18 protein-coding genes are annotated in these 17,166 nt (G+C 36.1%); 8 read left to right on the top strand and 10 right to left on the bottom strand.

Going from position 1 to position 17,166, the window contains the following annotated elements; translation table 11 throughout:
• The first annotated feature begins 16 nt into the window (after positions 1 to 16).
• From recN to H3S73_RS07825, 5 genes are read left to right on the top strand one after another with little or no spacing between them, the layout of a single operon-like run.
• Positions 17 to 1,678 (top strand): DNA repair protein RecN, encoded by a 1,662-nt coding sequence (gene recN, locus H3S73_RS07845; protein WP_198236318.1) that lies wholly within the window; start codon positions 17 to 19, stop codon positions 1,676 to 1,678.
• A 53-nt stretch (positions 1,679 to 1,731) separates the two neighbouring features.
• Positions 1,732 to 2,958: a bifunctional phosphopantothenoylcysteine decarboxylase/phosphopantothenate--cysteine ligase CoaBC gene (gene coaBC / locus H3S73_RS07840; protein ID WP_198236317.1), complete on the top strand. Its 1,227-nt coding sequence runs from the start codon at positions 1,732 to 1,734 to the stop codon at positions 2,956 to 2,958.
• Positions 2,942 to 3,400: a dUTP diphosphatase gene (gene dut, locus H3S73_RS07835; RefSeq protein WP_025316822.1), complete on the top strand. Its 459-nt coding sequence runs from the start codon at positions 2,942 to 2,944 to the stop codon at positions 3,398 to 3,400. The genes coaBC and dut overlap by 17 nt, the downstream gene beginning before the upstream one ends.
• Positions 3,401 to 3,402: 2 nt before the next feature.
• Positions 3,403 to 3,990: a nucleoid occlusion factor SlmA gene (slmA, locus tag H3S73_RS07830; RefSeq protein WP_307785753.1), complete on the top strand. Its 588-nt coding sequence runs from the start codon at positions 3,403 to 3,405 to the stop codon at positions 3,988 to 3,990.
• A gap of 60 nt (positions 3,991 to 4,050) precedes the next feature.
• Positions 4,051 to 4,887 (top strand): mechanosensitive ion channel domain-containing protein, encoded by an 837-nt coding sequence (locus H3S73_RS07825; protein WP_198227417.1) that lies wholly within the window; start codon positions 4,051 to 4,053, stop codon positions 4,885 to 4,887.
• Between the two features lie 58 nt (positions 4,888 to 4,945).
• On the opposite strand, the gene cysE is transcribed toward H3S73_RS07825, so the two are convergent.
• Positions 4,946 to 5,725, bottom strand: coding sequence for a serine O-acetyltransferase (gene cysE / locus H3S73_RS07820; RefSeq protein ID WP_198227479.1), 780 nt, complete (start codon positions 5,723 to 5,725; stop codon positions 4,946 to 4,948).
• Positions 5,726 to 5,896: 171 nt separating this feature from the next.
• The gene (locus tag H3S73_RS07815) at positions 5,897 to 7,132 is read right to left on the bottom strand and encodes an oligosaccharide MFS transporter (protein ID WP_198227419.1); all 1,236 of its coding nucleotides are present in this window, start codon (positions 7,130 to 7,132) and stop codon (positions 5,897 to 5,899) included.
• A gap of 200 nt (positions 7,133 to 7,332) precedes the next feature.
• On the opposite strand from H3S73_RS07815, the gene H3S73_RS07810 reads away from it, so the two are divergent.
• Positions 7,333 to 8,337 carry a LacI family DNA-binding transcriptional regulator gene (locus tag H3S73_RS07810; RefSeq protein WP_198227421.1) on the top strand — a complete coding sequence of 335 codons (1,005 nt, stop codon included), beginning with the start codon at positions 7,333 to 7,335 and terminating at the stop codon, positions 8,335 to 8,337.
• A 47-nt stretch (positions 8,338 to 8,384) separates the two neighbouring features.
• Here the strand turns inward: H3S73_RS07810 and H3S73_RS07805 are convergent, their stop codons facing one another.
• On the bottom strand, positions 8,385 to 8,579 hold the full coding sequence (locus H3S73_RS07805; RefSeq protein ID WP_198236316.1) for a GH32 C-terminal domain-containing protein: 195 nt from the start codon (positions 8,577 to 8,579) through the stop codon (positions 8,385 to 8,387).
• Positions 8,572 to 10,041, bottom strand: a complete 1,470-nt coding sequence (locus tag H3S73_RS07800) for a glycoside hydrolase family 32 protein (protein WP_198236315.1) — start codon at positions 10,039 to 10,041, stop codon at positions 8,572 to 8,574. Before H3S73_RS07800 ends, H3S73_RS07805 begins: the two co-directional genes overlap by 8 nt.
• 320 nt (positions 10,042 to 10,361) lie before the next feature.
• Between H3S73_RS07800 and H3S73_RS07795 the strand changes: the two genes are divergently transcribed.
• Together H3S73_RS07795 and H3S73_RS07790 are read left to right on the top strand one after the other, a co-directional pair.
• Positions 10,362 to 11,321: an aminoimidazole riboside kinase gene (locus H3S73_RS07795; RefSeq protein WP_198236314.1), complete on the top strand. Its 960-nt coding sequence runs from the start codon at positions 10,362 to 10,364 to the stop codon at positions 11,319 to 11,321.
• A 4-nt stretch (positions 11,322 to 11,325) separates the two neighbouring features.
• The gene (locus H3S73_RS07790; protein WP_198236313.1) at positions 11,326 to 11,886 is read left to right on the top strand and encodes a sugar O-acetyltransferase; all 561 of its coding nucleotides are present in this window, start codon (positions 11,326 to 11,328) and stop codon (positions 11,884 to 11,886) included.
• Between the two features lie 22 nt (positions 11,887 to 11,908).
• Here the strand turns inward: H3S73_RS07790 and ispC are convergent, their stop codons facing one another.
• From ispC to tsf, 6 genes are all read right to left on the bottom strand, one after another.
• Positions 11,909 to 13,087, bottom strand: a complete 1,179-nt coding sequence (ispC, locus tag H3S73_RS07785) for a 1-deoxy-D-xylulose-5-phosphate reductoisomerase (RefSeq protein WP_198236312.1) — start codon at positions 13,085 to 13,087, stop codon at positions 11,909 to 11,911.
• Between the two features lie 2 nt (positions 13,088 to 13,089).
• Positions 13,090 to 13,851 carry a DNA-binding transcriptional repressor DeoR gene (gene deoR, locus H3S73_RS07780; RefSeq protein ID WP_198236311.1) on the bottom strand — a complete coding sequence of 254 codons (762 nt, stop codon included), beginning with the start codon at positions 13,849 to 13,851 and terminating at the stop codon, positions 13,090 to 13,092.
• A gap of 53 nt (positions 13,852 to 13,904) precedes the next feature.
• Positions 13,905 to 14,570: a deoxyribose-phosphate aldolase gene (deoC, locus tag H3S73_RS07775; protein ID WP_065738126.1), complete on the bottom strand. Its 666-nt coding sequence runs from the start codon at positions 14,568 to 14,570 to the stop codon at positions 13,905 to 13,907.
• Between the two features lie 244 nt (positions 14,571 to 14,814).
• The gene (gene frr / locus H3S73_RS07770; protein WP_086308174.1) at positions 14,815 to 15,372 is read right to left on the bottom strand and encodes a ribosome recycling factor; all 558 of its coding nucleotides are present in this window, start codon (positions 15,370 to 15,372) and stop codon (positions 14,815 to 14,817) included.
• Positions 15,373 to 15,402: 30 nt separating this feature from the next.
• Entirely contained in the window at positions 15,403 to 16,137 is a 735-nt protein-coding gene (pyrH, locus tag H3S73_RS07765; RefSeq protein ID WP_025316834.1) for a UMP kinase, read from the bottom strand.
• 122 nt (positions 16,138 to 16,259) lie between these two features.
• Entirely contained in the window at positions 16,260 to 17,120 is an 861-nt protein-coding gene (gene tsf, locus H3S73_RS07760) for a translation elongation factor Ts (RefSeq protein ID WP_144092608.1), read from the bottom strand.
• Between the last annotated feature and the right edge of the window lie 46 nt (positions 17,121 to 17,166).

Here is a 17,166-nt window from a genome sequence, read left to right as displayed (position 1 = left end):
TATTTATTTAATTATTATGATAACTCAACTTACTATTAATAATTTTGCTATTGTCGATCAGTTGTTAGTTGATTTTACAACAGGGATGACCGCAATTACCGGAGAAACAGGAGCAGGGAAATCCATTGCGATTGATGCTCTAGGACTATGTTTAGGAAATCGTTCTGATGCCTCAGCGATTCGCAATGGGGCAAATCGGGTAGATATATCAGCAAGTTTTATACTGGATGACACACCCGCGGCATATGAGTGGTTAATAGAAAATCAACTTGATGAGGGTAATGAATGCATCTTACGCCGCGTGATTAATCAAGATGGTCGTTCTAAAGCGTTTATTAATGGTCGAGCCGTGCCCATATCCCAACTTAAAGATGTAGGGCAAATGCTTATTCAAATTCATGGACAACATGAACCTCAACGACTATTACGCAGTGACTATCAGCAACTGCTGTTGAATCATTATATGAATGAACCAACGCTACTTGCACAAATGCACCAAGCTCATAAGGATTGGAAAACGGCCTGCCAAGCTTATCAGCAATATGAAACCACACGACAAGACCGTGAAGCACATCTGCAACTTTTACAATATCAATTAAAAGAATTAAATGAATTTTCGCCGATTGAAGGTGAGTACCAACAGATTGATGAAGAATATAAACGACTATCAAACAGTGAACAGTTGATTAATCTTAGCCAACAGTCAATCATGGTATTAGATGAAGCTGATGAATATAATGTTAGCAATTTACTTAGCAGTGTTAAAAACAGTGTGCAAGAATTATCCGAGCTCGATCCAACGTTAAATAATATTCTTAACATGCTGGAAGAAGCTGCCATTCAAATCAAAGAAGCCAGTTATGAACTTCGTCACTACAGTGAGAGTTTAGAGATTGATCCCGCACGGGTCATGCAACTTGAGCAACGGTTATCGAAGCAAATTGCATTAGCACGCAAACATCATATTGCACCAGAAGCATTACCTGAATTACATCAAAATTTACTCAATGAATTTAAACAGATTAATCAACAAGATGAACAAGGCGAACAGTTAAAAGCTGACATTAGTAAATATCATCAAATTGCCCTAGAACTTGCCACTAAATTACACCAAAAACGGGTAACGGTAAGCAAAACATTAGCCAAGAAAGTAACGACAATTATGCATGAACTCTCTATGCCAAATGGGCAATTGAGTATCGATATCACTTTTGACGAAAATCGATTAAATGAAAGTGGAGCCGATCAAGTCACCTTTTTAGTCAGCACCAATGCAGGACAAATTTTACAACCGCTGGCTAAAGTTGCATCCGGCGGTGAATTATCACGTATTGCCTTAGCAATTCAGGTACTGACAGCGCAAAAAATGGATACTCCAGCATTAATTTTTGATGAAATTGATGTGGGTATCAGTGGACCAACTGCCGCTAAAGTCGGACAGCTCTTAAGGCAACTTGGAGAATCGACACAAGTTATCACCGTAACACATTTACCGCAAGTTGCTGGACAAGCTAATCAGCATTACTTTGTCAGTAAACAAACGAGTGGTAAACAAACCACCACAGACATGCAAAAATTAGATAAAAATGGACGTTTAAATGAGCTTGCTCGGTTATTAGGTGGAGATAAAATTACCGATGCAACACTTGCCAATGCGAAAGAGTTACTTATTATCTAATTTAATTATGGTAATATAACGCCTTTAATTTTGGATGGGAGAATAGCAAGATCATGAGTCTATCTGGTAAACATATTTTATTAGGAATAACAGGTGGCATTGCTGCTTATAAATGTCCTGATCTTGTCCGTCATTTAAAAAAAGCAGGGGCACAAGTACATGTCGTACTGACTGATTCGGCAAGTCACTTTGTTACGCCAATGACACTGCAAGCGGTTTCTGGAAATCGGGTATCCAATGATCTATTTGATCCATCGGCAGAACTGTCTATGAGTCATATTGAATTGGCAAAATGGGCTGATTTAGTATTAATTGCACCCGCGACAGCAAATATTATCGCTAAAATGGCTAACGGCATTGCAGATGATTTATTATCAACGCTCTGTTTAGCAACCCCCGCCCCAATAATCATCGCGCCAGCCATGAATCAGCAAATGTATAAAGCGGCTGCGACACAACATAATTTATTCGTACTAACATCTAGAAATACCTTAATTTTAGGGCCTGATAGTGGCTTTCAGGCTTGTGGTGATGTTGGTCCGGGTCGTATGCTTGAACCACAAACGATTGTGGAAAAAATTGAGAATTATTTTTCCACAACATCAACACTTACTGGGATCTCAATAACGGTTACGGCAGGTCCAACCATTGAAGAAATCGATCCTGTACGTTATATTAGCAACTACAGCTCAGGTAAAATGGGCTTTGCTATTGCCAAAGCTGCAGCTCAAATGGGTGCAAAAGTGACCTTAATTAGTGGTCCTGTTCATCTAGATACACCAAATAATGTCAATCGTATTGATGTAAAAAGTGCTAAACAGATGTATGAAGCAGCATTAAGTCATGCCCAAGAATCAACAATTTTTATCGCTTGTGCCGCGGTTGCTGACTATCATGCTAAAACAATTGCCCCTCAAAAAATCAAAAAAACTGATGATAATGATGAATTAGTTATAAAGTTAGTTAAAAATCCTGATATTGTTGCAAGTGTAGCGGCATTAAAGAATCATCGACCTTTTGTCGTTGGATTTGCCGCTGAAACCAATAATATCAAAGATTATGCACTGAAAAAATTAACGACAAAAAACTTAGATTTGATCTGTGCTAATGATGTTTCAGACCAAACAATCGGGTTTAATTCTGAACAAAATGCATTAACTCTTTATTGGCAAAATGGAGAGCAAACATTACCATTAAGCAGTAAACAACAACTAGCATCACAGCTACTTGAAGCTGTGATAACACGATATAAAGCGAGTCATGATGAAAAGAAAAATTGATATTAAAGTATTAGACAAACGTTTAGGTAATGAATTTCCACTACCAACGTATGCAACTGAAGGATCCGCTGGTATTGATTTACGTGCCATGTTTGATAAAACGACTGAAATTAAACCAGGTGAAACCATTTTAACCCCAACCGGTTTATCAATGCATATTGCCGATCCGAACTTGGCAGCTTTGGTACTGCCTCGTTCTGGCTTAGGATCAAAAAATGGTATTGTGCTTGGTAATCTAGTTGGTTTAATCGATTCGGATTATCAAGGCCAATTGTTTGTTCCTGTTTGGAACCGCAGCCAAACACCTTTTGTTATTGAAGCAGGTGATCGTATTGCTCAACTAATTATCGTACCTGTTGTGCAAGCAGAATTTAATATTGTTGATGAATTTACGGAATCAGCTCGTGGTGAAGGTGGATTTGGGCATTCGGGTAAAAAATGATTGTGAATAACAAAAATAAAAATCGCAAAGAAGATATCTTACAAGCATTAGCAACAATGCTTGAATCTAATGAAGGGACTCAGCGAATTACTACCGCCAAATTAGCAGCCACAGTAGGCGTTTCTGAAGCGGCGCTGTATAGGCATTTTCCGAGTAAAACAAAAATGTTTGAAAGTTTAATTGTCTATATTGAAGATATCTTACTGTCCCGCATTAATATCATCATGCAAGATGAGCCAAATACCTTGACTCGATTAAAACTTATCCTTGCATTAATTCTAGGTTTTTCTGAAAAAAATCCAGGATTAACTAGAATTATGACAGGCCACGCATTGATGTTTGAGCAAGAACAGTTGCAAGAACGCATTAGTCAACTCTTTGAGCGAATCGAAACACAAATAAAACAAGTTATACGAGAAAGGAAGATTCGTGAAGGTGTTGCTTTTACTACAGATGAACGCATTTTATCTAGCCAATTACTTGCATTTTGTGAAGGTATGATGGTGCGTTATTCTCGTTCGGGTTTTAAATATCTACCTACAACTAATTTTGATACTCGCTGGACATTATTATCTAAACAGCTCGTTTAATTTGTTTTGTAACTAGATATTTTCCCGTAATGTCTATTACCGATTGATAAGGATAATTAAATGAATTTTGAAGATCTAATCAATAATGCCATTTCTATTATTGAAAAATATGATGGTGTAGTACTCAGTTATATTGCTCATTTTTGCTTTGCCATTCTTATTTTTATCATTGGACGAGCCATTGCTAGATTTGTCGCTCGTCAACTTAGAAAAATATTAACCAATCGTCATGTTGATCCAACAGTAGTTAAATTTGTAAGTTCTCTATCCTATTATGCCATTATTGTAATGACTCTGGTGGCGGTGTTGGGGCAACTTGGTGTACAAACCGCATCAATTGTTGCCATTATTGGTGCAGCTGGTTTAGCCGTTGGTTTAGCACTACAAGGTTCACTGTCTAATTTTGCTGCTGGGGTTATTTTAATTATTTTTCGTCCGTTCAAAGTGGGTGAAACCGTGATTATTAATAACCAAAAAGGGGTTATTGATTCGATTCAAATTTTTTCAACATCCATCGTTACGCCAACCAACGAATTAGTAGTAATACCCAATAGTCAGGTAGTGGGCGCCAATATTATTAACTATACAAGATTACCAGAAAGACGTTTAGATTTAGTTGTAAATGTTGGGTATGATTCTGACATTCGAAAAGTTTATCAGGTGTTAAAACAAGCTGTTGATAAAACCAGCAACATTTTAACAAAGAAAGAGCCAACTATTCGCTTGGATCAATTAGATGCTTCATCAATGAATTTCAATGTGTTAGTTTGGACAACAAATACCAATTATGGGCCAGTTAAGGCTGAATTGCTTGAAAATATTAAAAATGGATTAACCGAAAATGGTATTAATATTCCATATCCTACAATGGATGTAAATCTAAACACCCAGTCATAATTTTCAATTAATGTATTCCGTTGTTAATCAGCAACGGAATACAAATCCCCTTATAAAACTAAATATCTTGATCCATATTTAATGCAGGTTTATCGCAGTCAGGGCAACCAACAATTTTAGCAGGAACGCCCGCAACTGTGGTATGTTTCGGTACAGATTCCAAAACAACTGAACCTGCGCCAATTTTAGCCCCTTTTCCAATTTCAATATTACCTAAAATAGTCGAATGGGCACCAATCATCACCCCTTCACGAATTTTTGGATGGCGATCACCATTTTCTTTGCCCGTACCGCCTAACGTCACTGATTGTAAAATAGAGACATCATTTTCAATAACAACAGTTTCACCAATGACAATACCCGTTGCATGATCAAACATTACCCCACAGCCAATCTTAGCCGCAGGGTGAATATCAACGCCAAACACTATTGCAATCTGACTTTGTAAAAAAATCGCCAAAGACTTGCGATTTTGCCGCCAAAGCCAATGTGCGATTCGATAAGCTTGTAATGATAAAAAACCTTTATAATACAGAAGTGGGGTTGAATAATGATTGGTCGCGGGATCACGAATATAAACGGCTATAATATCACTTATCGCCGACTTAATAATATTCTCATCCGCTTGATAGGCTTGCCGAGCAATTTCACGAATTTCAATAGCGGGCATAACCTGCGTCGAAAGTTTATTCGCTAAAATATAACTTAAAGCACTGCCTAGGTTTTCATGATTGAGTAAAGTAGCATGGAAATAACTAGCAAGCATCGGTTCACTTTCAACCAATTTGGATGCTTCTTGTCGGATGGTTTGCCATAATAATTCAGGCTTAACAACTATTTTTGTATTGTTCACAACAAGTCCCTATATTAAACAGTATTGCTAACATTGTTTCGCAAACTCATGTAGGAAGCAAGTTTTGTATTCATTTATCCTAATTTAATAATCAAAATGGAAAGCAACTGTTCCCATTTTGATACTAAATAACACAGCATTGCATACGTTTTAATATTATGGTTGTTTGGTTTTTTTATCATCACTCAAGGTAAATATCGCGATTATCAAAATAAATAGCACAATGCTTGCCAATACATAAAATGTAGTTGAATAGCCTGTTTTATCAAATAATTTACCCACTAACCATGATAAAACAATCACACCAACATTTGATGAAATATTAAAGCCGACTAAATACAAAGTAGATGATAATCTTTCATCAAAATTACCTACCACGTATTTGAACACAGCTAAGATAAATAGTGGTGTTTCAATTGCATGAAAGAGTTTAACTAACGAAATCAGATAAACATTGTCTAAGGTTGCTGATAATGAAATTCGGCAAATCATCACCATAGCCGCCACTAATAATGATTTTTTTGCCCCTATTTTATTAATAAAGAAAGGTGCTAAAATCATACAAGCTGCTTCTAAAAATACCTGGAGCGAATTTAAATAACCATAGACTTGATAGCCTTCCTCTGGTTTATCAAAGAAACTGGTATAAAAATTTGGAAACAGTTGCTGATCATAAATAGTATAAAAGCTATTGGTACCAATGATAAAAAAGACAAATAACCAAAACTTTTTCATACCAAATAGAGAAAGAATTTCACTCAGAGTTGGAATGGTTGGCTTTTGTATGACTGCTTGTGTTTCACTGTTTGCGGAAAACTCTTGGTTAGGTTTATAAACTAAATTGATTATAAAATAGATAGCCGCAATGCCAGATGCCATCCAAAAGTTAATATGGGGATCGATACCAAATAAAATACCCGCTACAAAAGTTGCAGCAGCATAACCAAACGATCCCCAAAATCTTGCAGGACCAAATTCAAAACCAAACAATCGACTAATTCGCTCAATAAAAGAGTCAATCAAAGCGCATCCAGAAATAAAACCCGCACTTAACACTGGTGCACCAATACAGACACCTAACAAAAAATCATTTCGTAGTAACGGTTCATACACATAAATTAAAAACGGCCCAATAAGTATCATAACGATACTTTGAAAGGTAATTACCGCTTTACCTATCTGTAATTTATCTTGAATAATGCCATAAAAAATCATAAAAAACATAGCAGCAGCAGAGTTAGCTGCATAAACAATACCAAGTTGTTCACCGGATAAACCTATTTTACTTTTTAACCAAATAGCATAAAAAGACCACCAGAGTGACCAAGCGGCATAGAAGGTAATAAGATAACCTGACGAGAACCAATAATTTCTATTTTGCATCATATTCATGTTTATTACTCTTTTATTGTTGAAGTTTAACGTTAACATGTTAATGTTAACATTATTGTCATATTTGGCACGAAATAGATACAATCGATTATCATAATTGTTACTTAGCTCACACTTTTTATCATTAATTTTTGTGGTATCATCACATTTAAGCAATGATTGATAATAATTTTTAGTATATTGAGCAAAAGGATCTAACTATGGCTTCACTTAAGGATGTTGCAAAATTGGCATCAGTATCACTGATGACAGTTTCTCGTGCAATTAATAATCCTGAAAAATTAAATAAACAGACATATCAACGCGTAAAACAAGCCATTGAGCAACTTAATTATGTCCCTGATCTCTCAGCCAGAAAAATTCGTGGTGATAACTCAGGCCCTTATGCTATTGGTGTTTTAGCTTTAGAAACAGCAATGACACCATTTTCCGTAGAATTATTACAAGCTATAGAAAAAACTGCCCAAAATCATGGTTGGAATACTTTTATTGTTAATTTATTTGATGATAAAGATCCTGATCATGCAATTAATACTCTTTTATCCTATCGTCCTAACGGTATTATTTACACTACGATGGGACTTAGGAAAGTTGATCTTCCAGAAAAGCTGCTTGGCAAAAATATTGTTTTGGCAAATTGTGTTACTGATAGTGAAAAACTGGCTTGCTATATTCCCGATGACTACACTGGTCAATACCAAGCGATGCAACAAGTGATACAAAAAGGCTATAAAAAACCGTTATGCATCTATTTATCAGAAAAAACATTAGCTGGTAAAACCCGTCGTAAGGGTGCAGAACAAGCTTGGCTTGATGCAGGTAGAAATTTGAAAAAAATGACCAGTTATCATATGCCGATATTGGAAAATAATATCGCCCAAGAATATATGATGACAATTGATATATTGAAACAACATTGTAATAACACACCGGATTTTGATGTATTGATTTGTGGTAATGATCGCATTGCTTTTGTTGCCTACCAATACTTACTTGGTCAAGGGTATCATATACCCAAAGATGTGGCCATATTAGGTTACGACAACATGGTCGGCACTGGCGAACTATTTTTCCCACCGTTGACGACGGTTCAATTACCGCATTATGAAATAGGCGAGCAAGCAGCGCTACATATCATCAATGGTCAAACAGAAACAGAAATCAGCTATGTGGCTTCGCCTTACTTAGAAAGGAATTCTTTGTAATAAACATAAATGAATTGACCGCTATCAAGCGGTCAATTAAATACACATTAAGCATAAATAGATTTTAATTGCCAACTGTCAAGTTGAGTAATTTTGGCACTACCATTTTCCGCAAATAAATTTATCTTACGTTCTGCTGGTAATTTAGAATAGATACGACTCGAAAGACTATACAAATCATTATTAACAAATATAAATGAATTGACCGCTATCAAGCGGTCAATTAAATACACATTAAGCATAAATAGATTTTAGTTGCCAACTGTCAAGTTGAGTAATTTTGGCACTACCATTTTCCGAAAATAAATTTATTTGACGTTCTGCTGGTAATTTAGGATAAATACGGCTAGAAAGACTATACAAATCATCATTAACAAAAACTTCAACCGATGATGCATCAATAAAAACATGTAATGATAGTTTTTTCGTTTTTGGTAATGGCACACTACGATAGCCTTTTAACTCAAGTCCAGAAAGACTACGATCAAGAACAATACGTTTTGATTGTAAATCCACATATAACAATGTTGCTTGTTCACCATTTTTGGTTGCCGATAGCTGCAAACCAAATCGTTCTGCGGTACTTTGTGATAAATCAAACTCAACATTGAGTTCACAACTAATCGATTGAATATGGGTATTTTTCAGTTCATTATTAAGGATTATTTCACTTAATGATTGTGGTTGTTGACGCAGCGCTACCAGCTCTTTAATTGGGCGATTACGTACATTATTGTTGTTATCCAATATTAATTCACGAGGAAGCGTAAATGAACCCATCCATTTATCCTGTTTACTTGGCATACTCGATTCCCACATATCCATCCAAGCAAACACAATGCGTCGCCCATCAGCAGCTAGAAACGATTGTGGTGCATAAAAATCATGACCAAAATCCATTTCTTGAAATGGTTTGATTATTGAAAACTTTTTACCTGGTTGCCAATCACCAACAATATAACCAGATTGAAAACGATTTCGATACTGATAGCCTTTAGCTTTCATACCTTGTGGTGAAAACATCAAAACCCATTTATCACCAAGCTTGAAAAAGTCAGGACATTCAAGCATATATACATTGGGATCGATATTGCTTACAACAACATGGTCGAATGTCCAACTTTTTAGATCTTTTGAATGATAAAGTAAGATTTGTCCAACATCATTTGTATCACGTTGTCCAACAACCATCCACCATGTATCATCCTGTAGCCAAACTTTCGGATCTCGAAAATGCATAATACCGTTTTCTGGCACAAGTATGGTTCCATGTTTTTTAAAATGAATACCATCTTTACTGGTTGCTAAACATTGAGATTGAGAAATTTTTTCATCATTACCCTGTCCTGCTAACCAAATATGACCAGTATAGATCAAGTATAACTCGCCATTATTGTCGACAGCCGAACCAGAAAAACAGCCATTTTTATCCCAATCATCACCCGGTGCGATAGCAATAGGTAACCTTCGCCATGTCACAAGATCATCGCTAACAGCATGACCCCAATGCATGGGTCCCCAATTTTCATCATAAGGATGATGTTGGTAAAAAGCGTGATATTGACCTTTAAAATAGATCAAACCATTGGGATCATTCATCCAGCCAGATTGTGGCGCTAAATGAAAATGTGGATAATATTGTTTGTTCATCACTTTCTCTAGTTTTTTCACAGCTAAATTAGCTTTATCAACGGCTGTAGACATAAAACCCCTCTCTTATCCAGTATTACATATCATGATTAATAATACTACTCCAAATAGATTGTTAACGTTAACTATTAATGAAAAAATAGATAAAATTTGTGATGAAAGTCACACATTTTTAACGTTAACAATGAATTTTTTGGCAAATGATTTAGTCTATAACTAATTTTAAAAAAGATTTTTATTAATTATCATAATAAACTGCACATCAACTATTTTGTTAACAAGATAAAAGATGGCTAATTTCACGGAATTTGGCAAAAACCTATATTTATACTAAGCTAAATTACCGTAGCAACTAACTATAATCGAGTAAAAAAATGAATAATACTAAAGTTTGGTCTCTTGGAGATGCTGTTATCGATTTGTTGCCATTTGGTGATATGAATTATCAAGCTTGCGCTGGCGGTGCACCAGCTAACGTTGCCATTGGTGTGTCAAAATTGGGGCTACCTTCCGCTTTTATTGGTCGTGTGGGTAACGATCCATTTGGTCACTTTATGGAAAAGACGTTCCGTGAATATAATGTTGATTGTCAGAGTCTTGAAAAAGATGATCATCATAGAACCAGTACAGTGGTCGTAGATTTAGGGCATAATGGTGAGCGAAGTTTTACCTTTTTAGTTTCTCCCTCTGCTGACCAATTTCTATCAGAACAAGCAATTCCTAGTTTCAATCAAGACATATTACATTTTTGCTCTTTAGCGTTAGTCGGTCATACCTGTCGAAAAACATTAAAAACGGCTATCGAAAATCTTACTGCTAAAAATGGTTTAATCAGTTTTGATGTTAACCTTCGTGAACAAATGTGGGAAAATAAAGATGAAATGCGCACAACTATTACTCAATTTTGCCATGATGCCGATATACTCAAATTATCAGATGAAGAGCTGTTTTGGCTAACCGAAAGCAATGACTGGCATATTGCCTTAAATAAATTACAACAACACTATAATGCACCACTAAAACTGGTCACTAAAGGCAAGAATGGTAGCATTGTGTTATGGCAAGGCAAAATATTCTCTTTTGATTCATATCATGTTAATAGCGTTGATACAACAGGTGCGGGAGATGCTTTCGTTGCGGGTTTACTTAGTAGTATCGCTTCATCTGGTATGCCTGAAGATAAATTAATGTTAGAAAGTATGATGACCATTGCCAGTGCCTGTGGTGCCTTAGCCACCACCAAAAAAGGGGCATTAACAGCACTACCTGATAGCGCATTTTTGCAATCATTTATAAGCGATAATCCCGCTTTATGTGCTAAACAAATGGCATAATAAAATGACAGAAAAAGAGAAGATGTTAGCAGGTTTGTTATACGATCCTTGTATCAATTTACTTGCTAAGGAACGGCTTTATGCGCAAGATATCTGTTTTCAATTAAATCAATTATCACCATTAGCTGAAAACCAACGGCAACGTCTTTTTGAAAAACTATTAGGAAAAACAGGGCAGCAATTTACAATTATGCCAGGGTTTCAATGTGATTATGGCTATAATATCGAAATTGGCGAAAATTTTTTCGCTAATTTTAACTGCATTATATTAGATGCAGCCAAAATTTCATTTGGTGATAATGTGCTGGTGGCACCCAATTGTGGCTTTTATACCTCAGGACATCCAATTGATAGCCAAACTCGAAACAGTGGCTTAGAATTTGCCAAGCCAATTACGGTTGGCAATAATGTTTGGATTGGTAGCAATGTAATTGTATTACCTAATGTAACAATCGGTGATAACAGTGTTATTGCAGCAGGGAGCATTGTTGATCGCGATATACCAAGTAATGTGGTTGCAATGGGTAGCCCTTGCCGTGTACATAAAACATTAAAAGAGTATTAACACTAAACTTTTTGACGTGTTACTATAATTTTGAGCAGGTTTCTCTTGCCCATAGATCAATAGCAAATACGTCTTCAATCGTTGTTGGCTCTGGAAAAGTAAGCTTTTCTAAAACCTTTGATACCTGCTTAGCAATGTCCATAAAACCGATTTTATTTTCTAAAAATGCAGCTACGGCAATTTCATTAGCGGCATTCAATGCTGTTGTTGCTGCTTGACCTTGATTAGAAGCATCAATGGCTAATTTTAAGCATGGATAGCGATCAAAATCAGGCTGATTAAAAGTAAGTGATGCTATTTTAGTAAAATCTAACGCTGGAACAGTCGAATTAATACGTTTAGGATAAGACATTGAATAAGCAATTGGCGTACACATATCAGGTACACCTAATTCAGCAATCACACTACCATCTTGATAACGAACCATTGAATGAATAATCGATTGAGGATGAACAATAATCTCCATCTCCTCTGGACTTGCATTAAATAACCAGCGTGCTTCAATGTATTCAAGTCCTTTATTCATCATGGTTGCAGAATCAACCGAAATTTTTTTACCCATTGACCAGTTCGGATGTGCAACCGCTTGTTCTGGCGTGACAAATGCCAACTTATCAATAGGAAAATCTCGAAATGGACCACCCGAACCGGTTAATACAATTTTAGTAATACCATGATCGGCTAACTTGGCAAAACCTAGATCTTGTTGAACTGATGCTGGTAAACTTTGAAAAATGGCATTATGTTCACTATCAACAGGTAATAACTGAGCACCATAACGTTTAACAGCCTGCATAAATAAATGACCGCAAGTGACTAACGATTCTTTATTGGCTAACAAAATACACTTACCTTTTTTTATAGCAGCAAGCGTTGGTTTTAACCCCGCAGCACCAACAATTGCAGCCATAACCTGATCAACTTCGGGTAATTGAGCTAAATCACAAATCGCTTCATCACCAGAAAAAACATCAATATCTAAATTTAAGTTAATTAGATTGGCTTTAAGTTCATTTGCAGCATGTTGATCAGCCATAGCCACATATTTTGGTTTAAATTCTTGGCATTGCTGTGTCATTTTGACAACATTTTTACCGCCGACTAGCGCATAAGCCTTATATAAAGTCGGATTTTGCCGAATAACGGCTAAGGTACTGCAACCAATTGATCCCGTTGAACCTAAAATTGTGATATTTTTCATAATTAATACATTAACCCAATGTTATTTTCTTTAAAATAAGAGATATATTGCGATTTCGGCACTCTATCAGTGATAACTAAATTAAATAAATTAAGATCCCCAATTAAAGCGGGCTTAACTTGATTAAATTTAGTATGGTCGGCGATCAAAATATTCGTAGAAGATTTTTGTATTGCTTTGTGCTTCATGCTAAGTTCATCAAAATTATAACAAGTGACACCTTGTGTAAAATCAATGCCAGCAGCTGAAATAAAGGCTTTATTAGGGCAGATAGTATCTAATTGGTTATGCTGATTGATACTGGTAAATATGGCATTATTAATATGATAATTGCCCCCACATAAAATAATTTTGCAGTTAGGCTTATGTTGTAATGCTAAAAAAGCATTGAAAGAATAACAAATGGCGGTAAACGATATTTGATCATCAATTGCATCAATGATAAATGGCATAGTCGTGCCACAATCGAAAAAGATTGTATCATTTTCGCTTACTAATTGGCTCACCAGTTTTGCAATATGAAGCTTTTCTTTGACCTGTTTATCTTGCTGATCGGATACAAAATATGTGGCGATAGAATGGCGAGCTTGATTAACAATATAACCACCAAGAACCGTCAATGAGGTTGATAAATGATTAAGATCACGACGAATTGTCATTTCAGATACAGCGAGTAATTGTGCAGCATCTTTTAAGTGAATTTTATCCATCGTTTTTAAGAGTTCAATAAGTGCATTTACTCTTTTTTGTGGTTGTGATTGCATTACTATTCCATAAACAGCAATAAGCTACCTGATAAAGGTAGCTTAAAGGTAAATTAATAGTTACCTGACGATGTTCCGTTACCTGATACGATAGCGATGCCTGCGCTTGCACCTAATCGTGTTGCGCCAGCTTCAACCATTTTTTCAGCTGTTGCACGATCGCGAATACCGCCAGAAGCTTTAACGCCCATTTTATCACCGACGGTTTCACGCATCAATTTAACATCTTCAACCGTTGCACCCGACACACTAAAACCTGTTGAAGTTTTAACAAAAGCAACACCGATCTCTTTACAGATATTGCAAACTTTTACAATTTCGTCTTTGCTTAATAAGCAGGTTTCTAAAATCACTTTCAATGGTACATCACCACATGCGTTAAACACAGCTTCAATATCATTTTTAACGGCTTGCCAATCGTTGCTTTTTAACCAACCAACATTGATAACCATATCAATTTCTTGTGCGCCCGCTTTAACCGCCATTTCAGTTTCAAACGCTTTAGCTGAAGTTAACATTGCGCCAAGTGGAAAACCAACCACTGAACACACTTTTACATCACTGCCTTTTAATAAGCTTGCAGCTAAAGGTACATAGCCTGAATTAACGCAAACAGAATAAAAATGATATTCTTTCGCTTCATCACAAAGTTTACGAATTTGATCTTCTGTCGCATTCATCGCCAGTAAAGTATGATCAATATACTTTGCATAACTCATAATGGGATCCTTAAATTATGTTAATAATGATGTCTAATATAAATATTGTTGTATGTAAATGAATAACAATGTTATAAAAATAACAAACATGGGCAAATATTGTTATTTTAGTAACATTATATACTTAAATTATGATAATTTAAAATCAAGATAATGGTTAAAGATGATCAATTTAGTTGAAAAATACCAAAAAAAACGCCCAGTTAAAAACTGAGCGTCTTAGCAATAAAATTATAATTTGAGATTAAAATTCCATTAGCTCTTTTTCTTTATCAGCAAGTACTGAATCTAATTTCTTAATTGCCGCATCGGTTGCTTTTTGAATTAAATCTTGTGATTTGCGTTCATCATCTTCAGAAATTTCTTTGTCTTTTAACAATGCTTTAATTTGATCATTGGCATCACGACGAATATTACGAATTGATACACGACCTTGTTCAGCTTCATTACGCACAATTTTAGTTAAATCACGACGGCGTTCTTCAGTCAATGGTGGCAATGGTACACGAATTACCGTACCTGCTGATGCTGGATTAAGTCCTAAGTCTGAAGTTAAAATTGCTTTCTCAATTAGAGGTGTTAATGATTTATCAAAAACAGTAATTGCTAACGTTCTGGCATCTTCCGCAACCACATTAGCTAACTGACGAAGTGGTGTTGGGCTACCATAATATTCAACCATAATGCCATCTAATAAACTTGGCGATGCACGGCCTGTTCTAACTTTAGAAATATGAGTTTGAAACGCATCAATACTTTTTTCCATGCGCGTTTGCGCTTCTTTTAAAATCTCATTTAACATAATAAAAACCTTATATTGAAATAAAAAAGACTAACAGCTAACTGTTGCCTGATTATTAATTAATGTCCCTTCTTGTTCACCTAAAATGACTCGACGTAATGCACCTGGCTTATTCATATTAAATACACAAATAGGTAAATTATGATCGCGCGCTAGGGTAAAGGCAGCTAAGTCCATCACTTTTAATTCGTCATCTAACACTTTTTCATAATTTAATGTTTTATACAATGTCGCCGTTGGATCTTTAACAGGATCGGCAGAGTAAACACCGTCAACTTTAGTCGCTTTTAAAACCACGTCAGCTTCAATTTCAATACCACGTAAACATGCAGCAGAATCAGTTGTAAAAAATGGATTACCAGTACCTGCAGAAAGAATAACCACTTTACCATGACGAAGCAAGCTAATCGCTTCAGTCCAACGATAATCATCACATACACCATTTAAAGGAATGGCTGACATTAAACGCGCATTAACTTCAATTCTGTGCAACGCATCACGCATAGCAAGACCATTCATTACCGTTGCCAACATCCCCATATGATCGCCAACAACGCGGTTCATTCCCGCTTTAGCAAGACCCGCACCTCGGAATAGATTTCCCCCTCCGATAACGACCGCAACTTGAACATTCATTTCAATCAGTTCTTTAATTTCTTGTGCCATACGATCAAGAACGGTTGGATCGATACCAAAACCTTCGTCGCCTTGTAGTGCTTCACCACTGAGTTTAAGTAAAATTCGTTTGTAGAAAGGGGTTGCCATATGAAGTCTCACTATTCGTTATTTCGATACTTAATTACCTGACAAGCTATACTTGTTAACAGTAATTTTAAAATATTTTGTAGATAAACAAAACCGCCTTAACGGCGGTTTTTATGAAACAATTAAGATTGTTTCGACATCGCAGCAACTTCGGCTGCAAAATCAACTTCGACTTTCTCGATGCCTTCACCCACTTCAAAGCGGATAAATTTAGCAACTGTCGCTTTTTTCTCTGCTAGTAAATCACCAACTGTTTTGCTTGGATCCATAACGAATGGTTGACCAGTAAGTGAAACTTCACCAGTGAATTTACGCATACGGCCTTCAACCATTTTTTCAGCGATTTCACGTGGTTTACCAGATTGCATAGCGATATCAATTTGGATATTACGTTCATGTTCAACTACATCAGCAGGAACATCGCTTGGGCTAACATATTCTGGTTTGCTTGCAGCAATGTGCATAGCAATATGTTTAACTAATTCTTCATCACTGCCACTGCTTGCAGCAACTAAAACGCCAATACGGGCACCATGTTGATAACTACCAACAACGTCACCAGCAATTTCTTGAACACGACGAATACCGATGTTTTCACCGATTTTAGCAACTAAAGCTGTACGCTCTTCTTCAAATTTTGCTTGTAATGCAGCAAGATCAGTTAAGCCATCATTTAATGCTGCTGTAGCAACTTTTTCACTAAATTCTAGGAAACCAGCGTCTTTAGCAACAAAGTCTGTTTCACAGTTGATTTCTAAGATTACACCTGATTTTTTATCAGCAGCAATTTTAGAAATAATTACACCTTCAGCCGCAACACGACCTGCTTTTTTAGCCGCTTTAGCTTGACCAGATTTACGCATGTTGTCGATAGCAAGATCGATATCGCCATTCGCTTCAACTAATGCTTTTTTACATTCCATCATACCTGCGCCAGTTCTTTCGCGCAGTTCTTTTACCATAGAAGCGGTAATTTCAGCCATTTTTAAATCCTCTAGTTAACCATTGTGATGATTGTCATTAGAATGG

Source organism: Gilliamella sp. B14384G12 (genome assembly GCF_016101825.1).
Lineage (GTDB): Bacteria > Pseudomonadota > Gammaproteobacteria > Enterobacterales > Orbaceae > Gilliamella > Gilliamella apicola_N.
The sequence above is the reverse complement of the archived record's forward strand: the minus strand, read 5'-3'. Positions and strand labels throughout refer to the sequence as shown.

Excerpts from the sequence above, each read along its gene's own strand:
- recN (WP_198236318.1), top strand. The coding sequence starts at position 17 with ATGATAACTCAACTTACTATTAATAATTTTGCTATTGTCGATCAGTTG.
- coaBC (WP_198236317.1), top strand. The coding sequence starts at position 1,732 with ATGAGTCTATCTGGTAAACATATTTTATTAGGAATAACAGGTGGCATT.
- dut (WP_025316822.1), top strand. The coding sequence starts at position 2,942 with ATGAAAAGAAAAATTGATATTAAAGTATTAGACAAACGTTTAGGTAAT.
- H3S73_RS07825 (WP_198227417.1), top strand. The coding sequence starts at position 4,051 with ATGAATTTTGAAGATCTAATCAATAATGCCATTTCTATTATTGAAAAA.
- H3S73_RS07815 (WP_198227419.1), bottom strand. The coding sequence starts at position 7,132 with ATGAATATGATGCAAAATAGAAATTATTGGTTCTCGTCAGGTTATCTT.
- H3S73_RS07810 (WP_198227421.1), top strand. The coding sequence starts at position 7,333 with ATGGCTTCACTTAAGGATGTTGCAAAATTGGCATCAGTATCACTGATG.
- H3S73_RS07805 (WP_198236316.1), bottom strand. The coding sequence starts at position 8,579 with ATGCTTAATGTGTATTTAATTGACCGCTTGATAGCGGTCAATTCATTT.
- H3S73_RS07800 (WP_198236315.1), bottom strand. The coding sequence starts at position 10,041 with ATGTCTACAGCCGTTGATAAAGCTAATTTAGCTGTGAAAAAACTAGAG.
- H3S73_RS07795 (WP_198236314.1), top strand. The coding sequence starts at position 10,362 with ATGAATAATACTAAAGTTTGGTCTCTTGGAGATGCTGTTATCGATTTG.
- H3S73_RS07790 (WP_198236313.1), top strand. The coding sequence starts at position 11,326 with ATGACAGAAAAAGAGAAGATGTTAGCAGGTTTGTTATACGATCCTTGT.
- ispC (WP_198236312.1), bottom strand. The coding sequence starts at position 13,087 with ATGAAAAATATCACAATTTTAGGTTCAACGGGATCAATTGGTTGCAGT.
- deoR (WP_198236311.1), bottom strand. The coding sequence starts at position 13,851 with ATGCAATCACAACCACAAAAAAGAGTAAATGCACTTATTGAACTCTTA.
- deoC (WP_065738126.1), bottom strand. The coding sequence starts at position 14,570 with ATGAGTTATGCAAAGTATATTGATCATACTTTACTGGCGATGAATGCG.
- frr (WP_086308174.1), bottom strand. The coding sequence starts at position 15,372 with ATGTTAAATGAGATTTTAAAAGAAGCGCAAACGCGCATGGAAAAAAGT.
- pyrH (WP_025316834.1), bottom strand. The coding sequence starts at position 16,137 with ATGGCAACCCCTTTCTACAAACGAATTTTACTTAAACTCAGTGGTGAA.
- tsf (WP_144092608.1), bottom strand. The coding sequence starts at position 17,120 with ATGGCTGAAATTACCGCTTCTATGGTAAAAGAACTGCGCGAAAGAACT.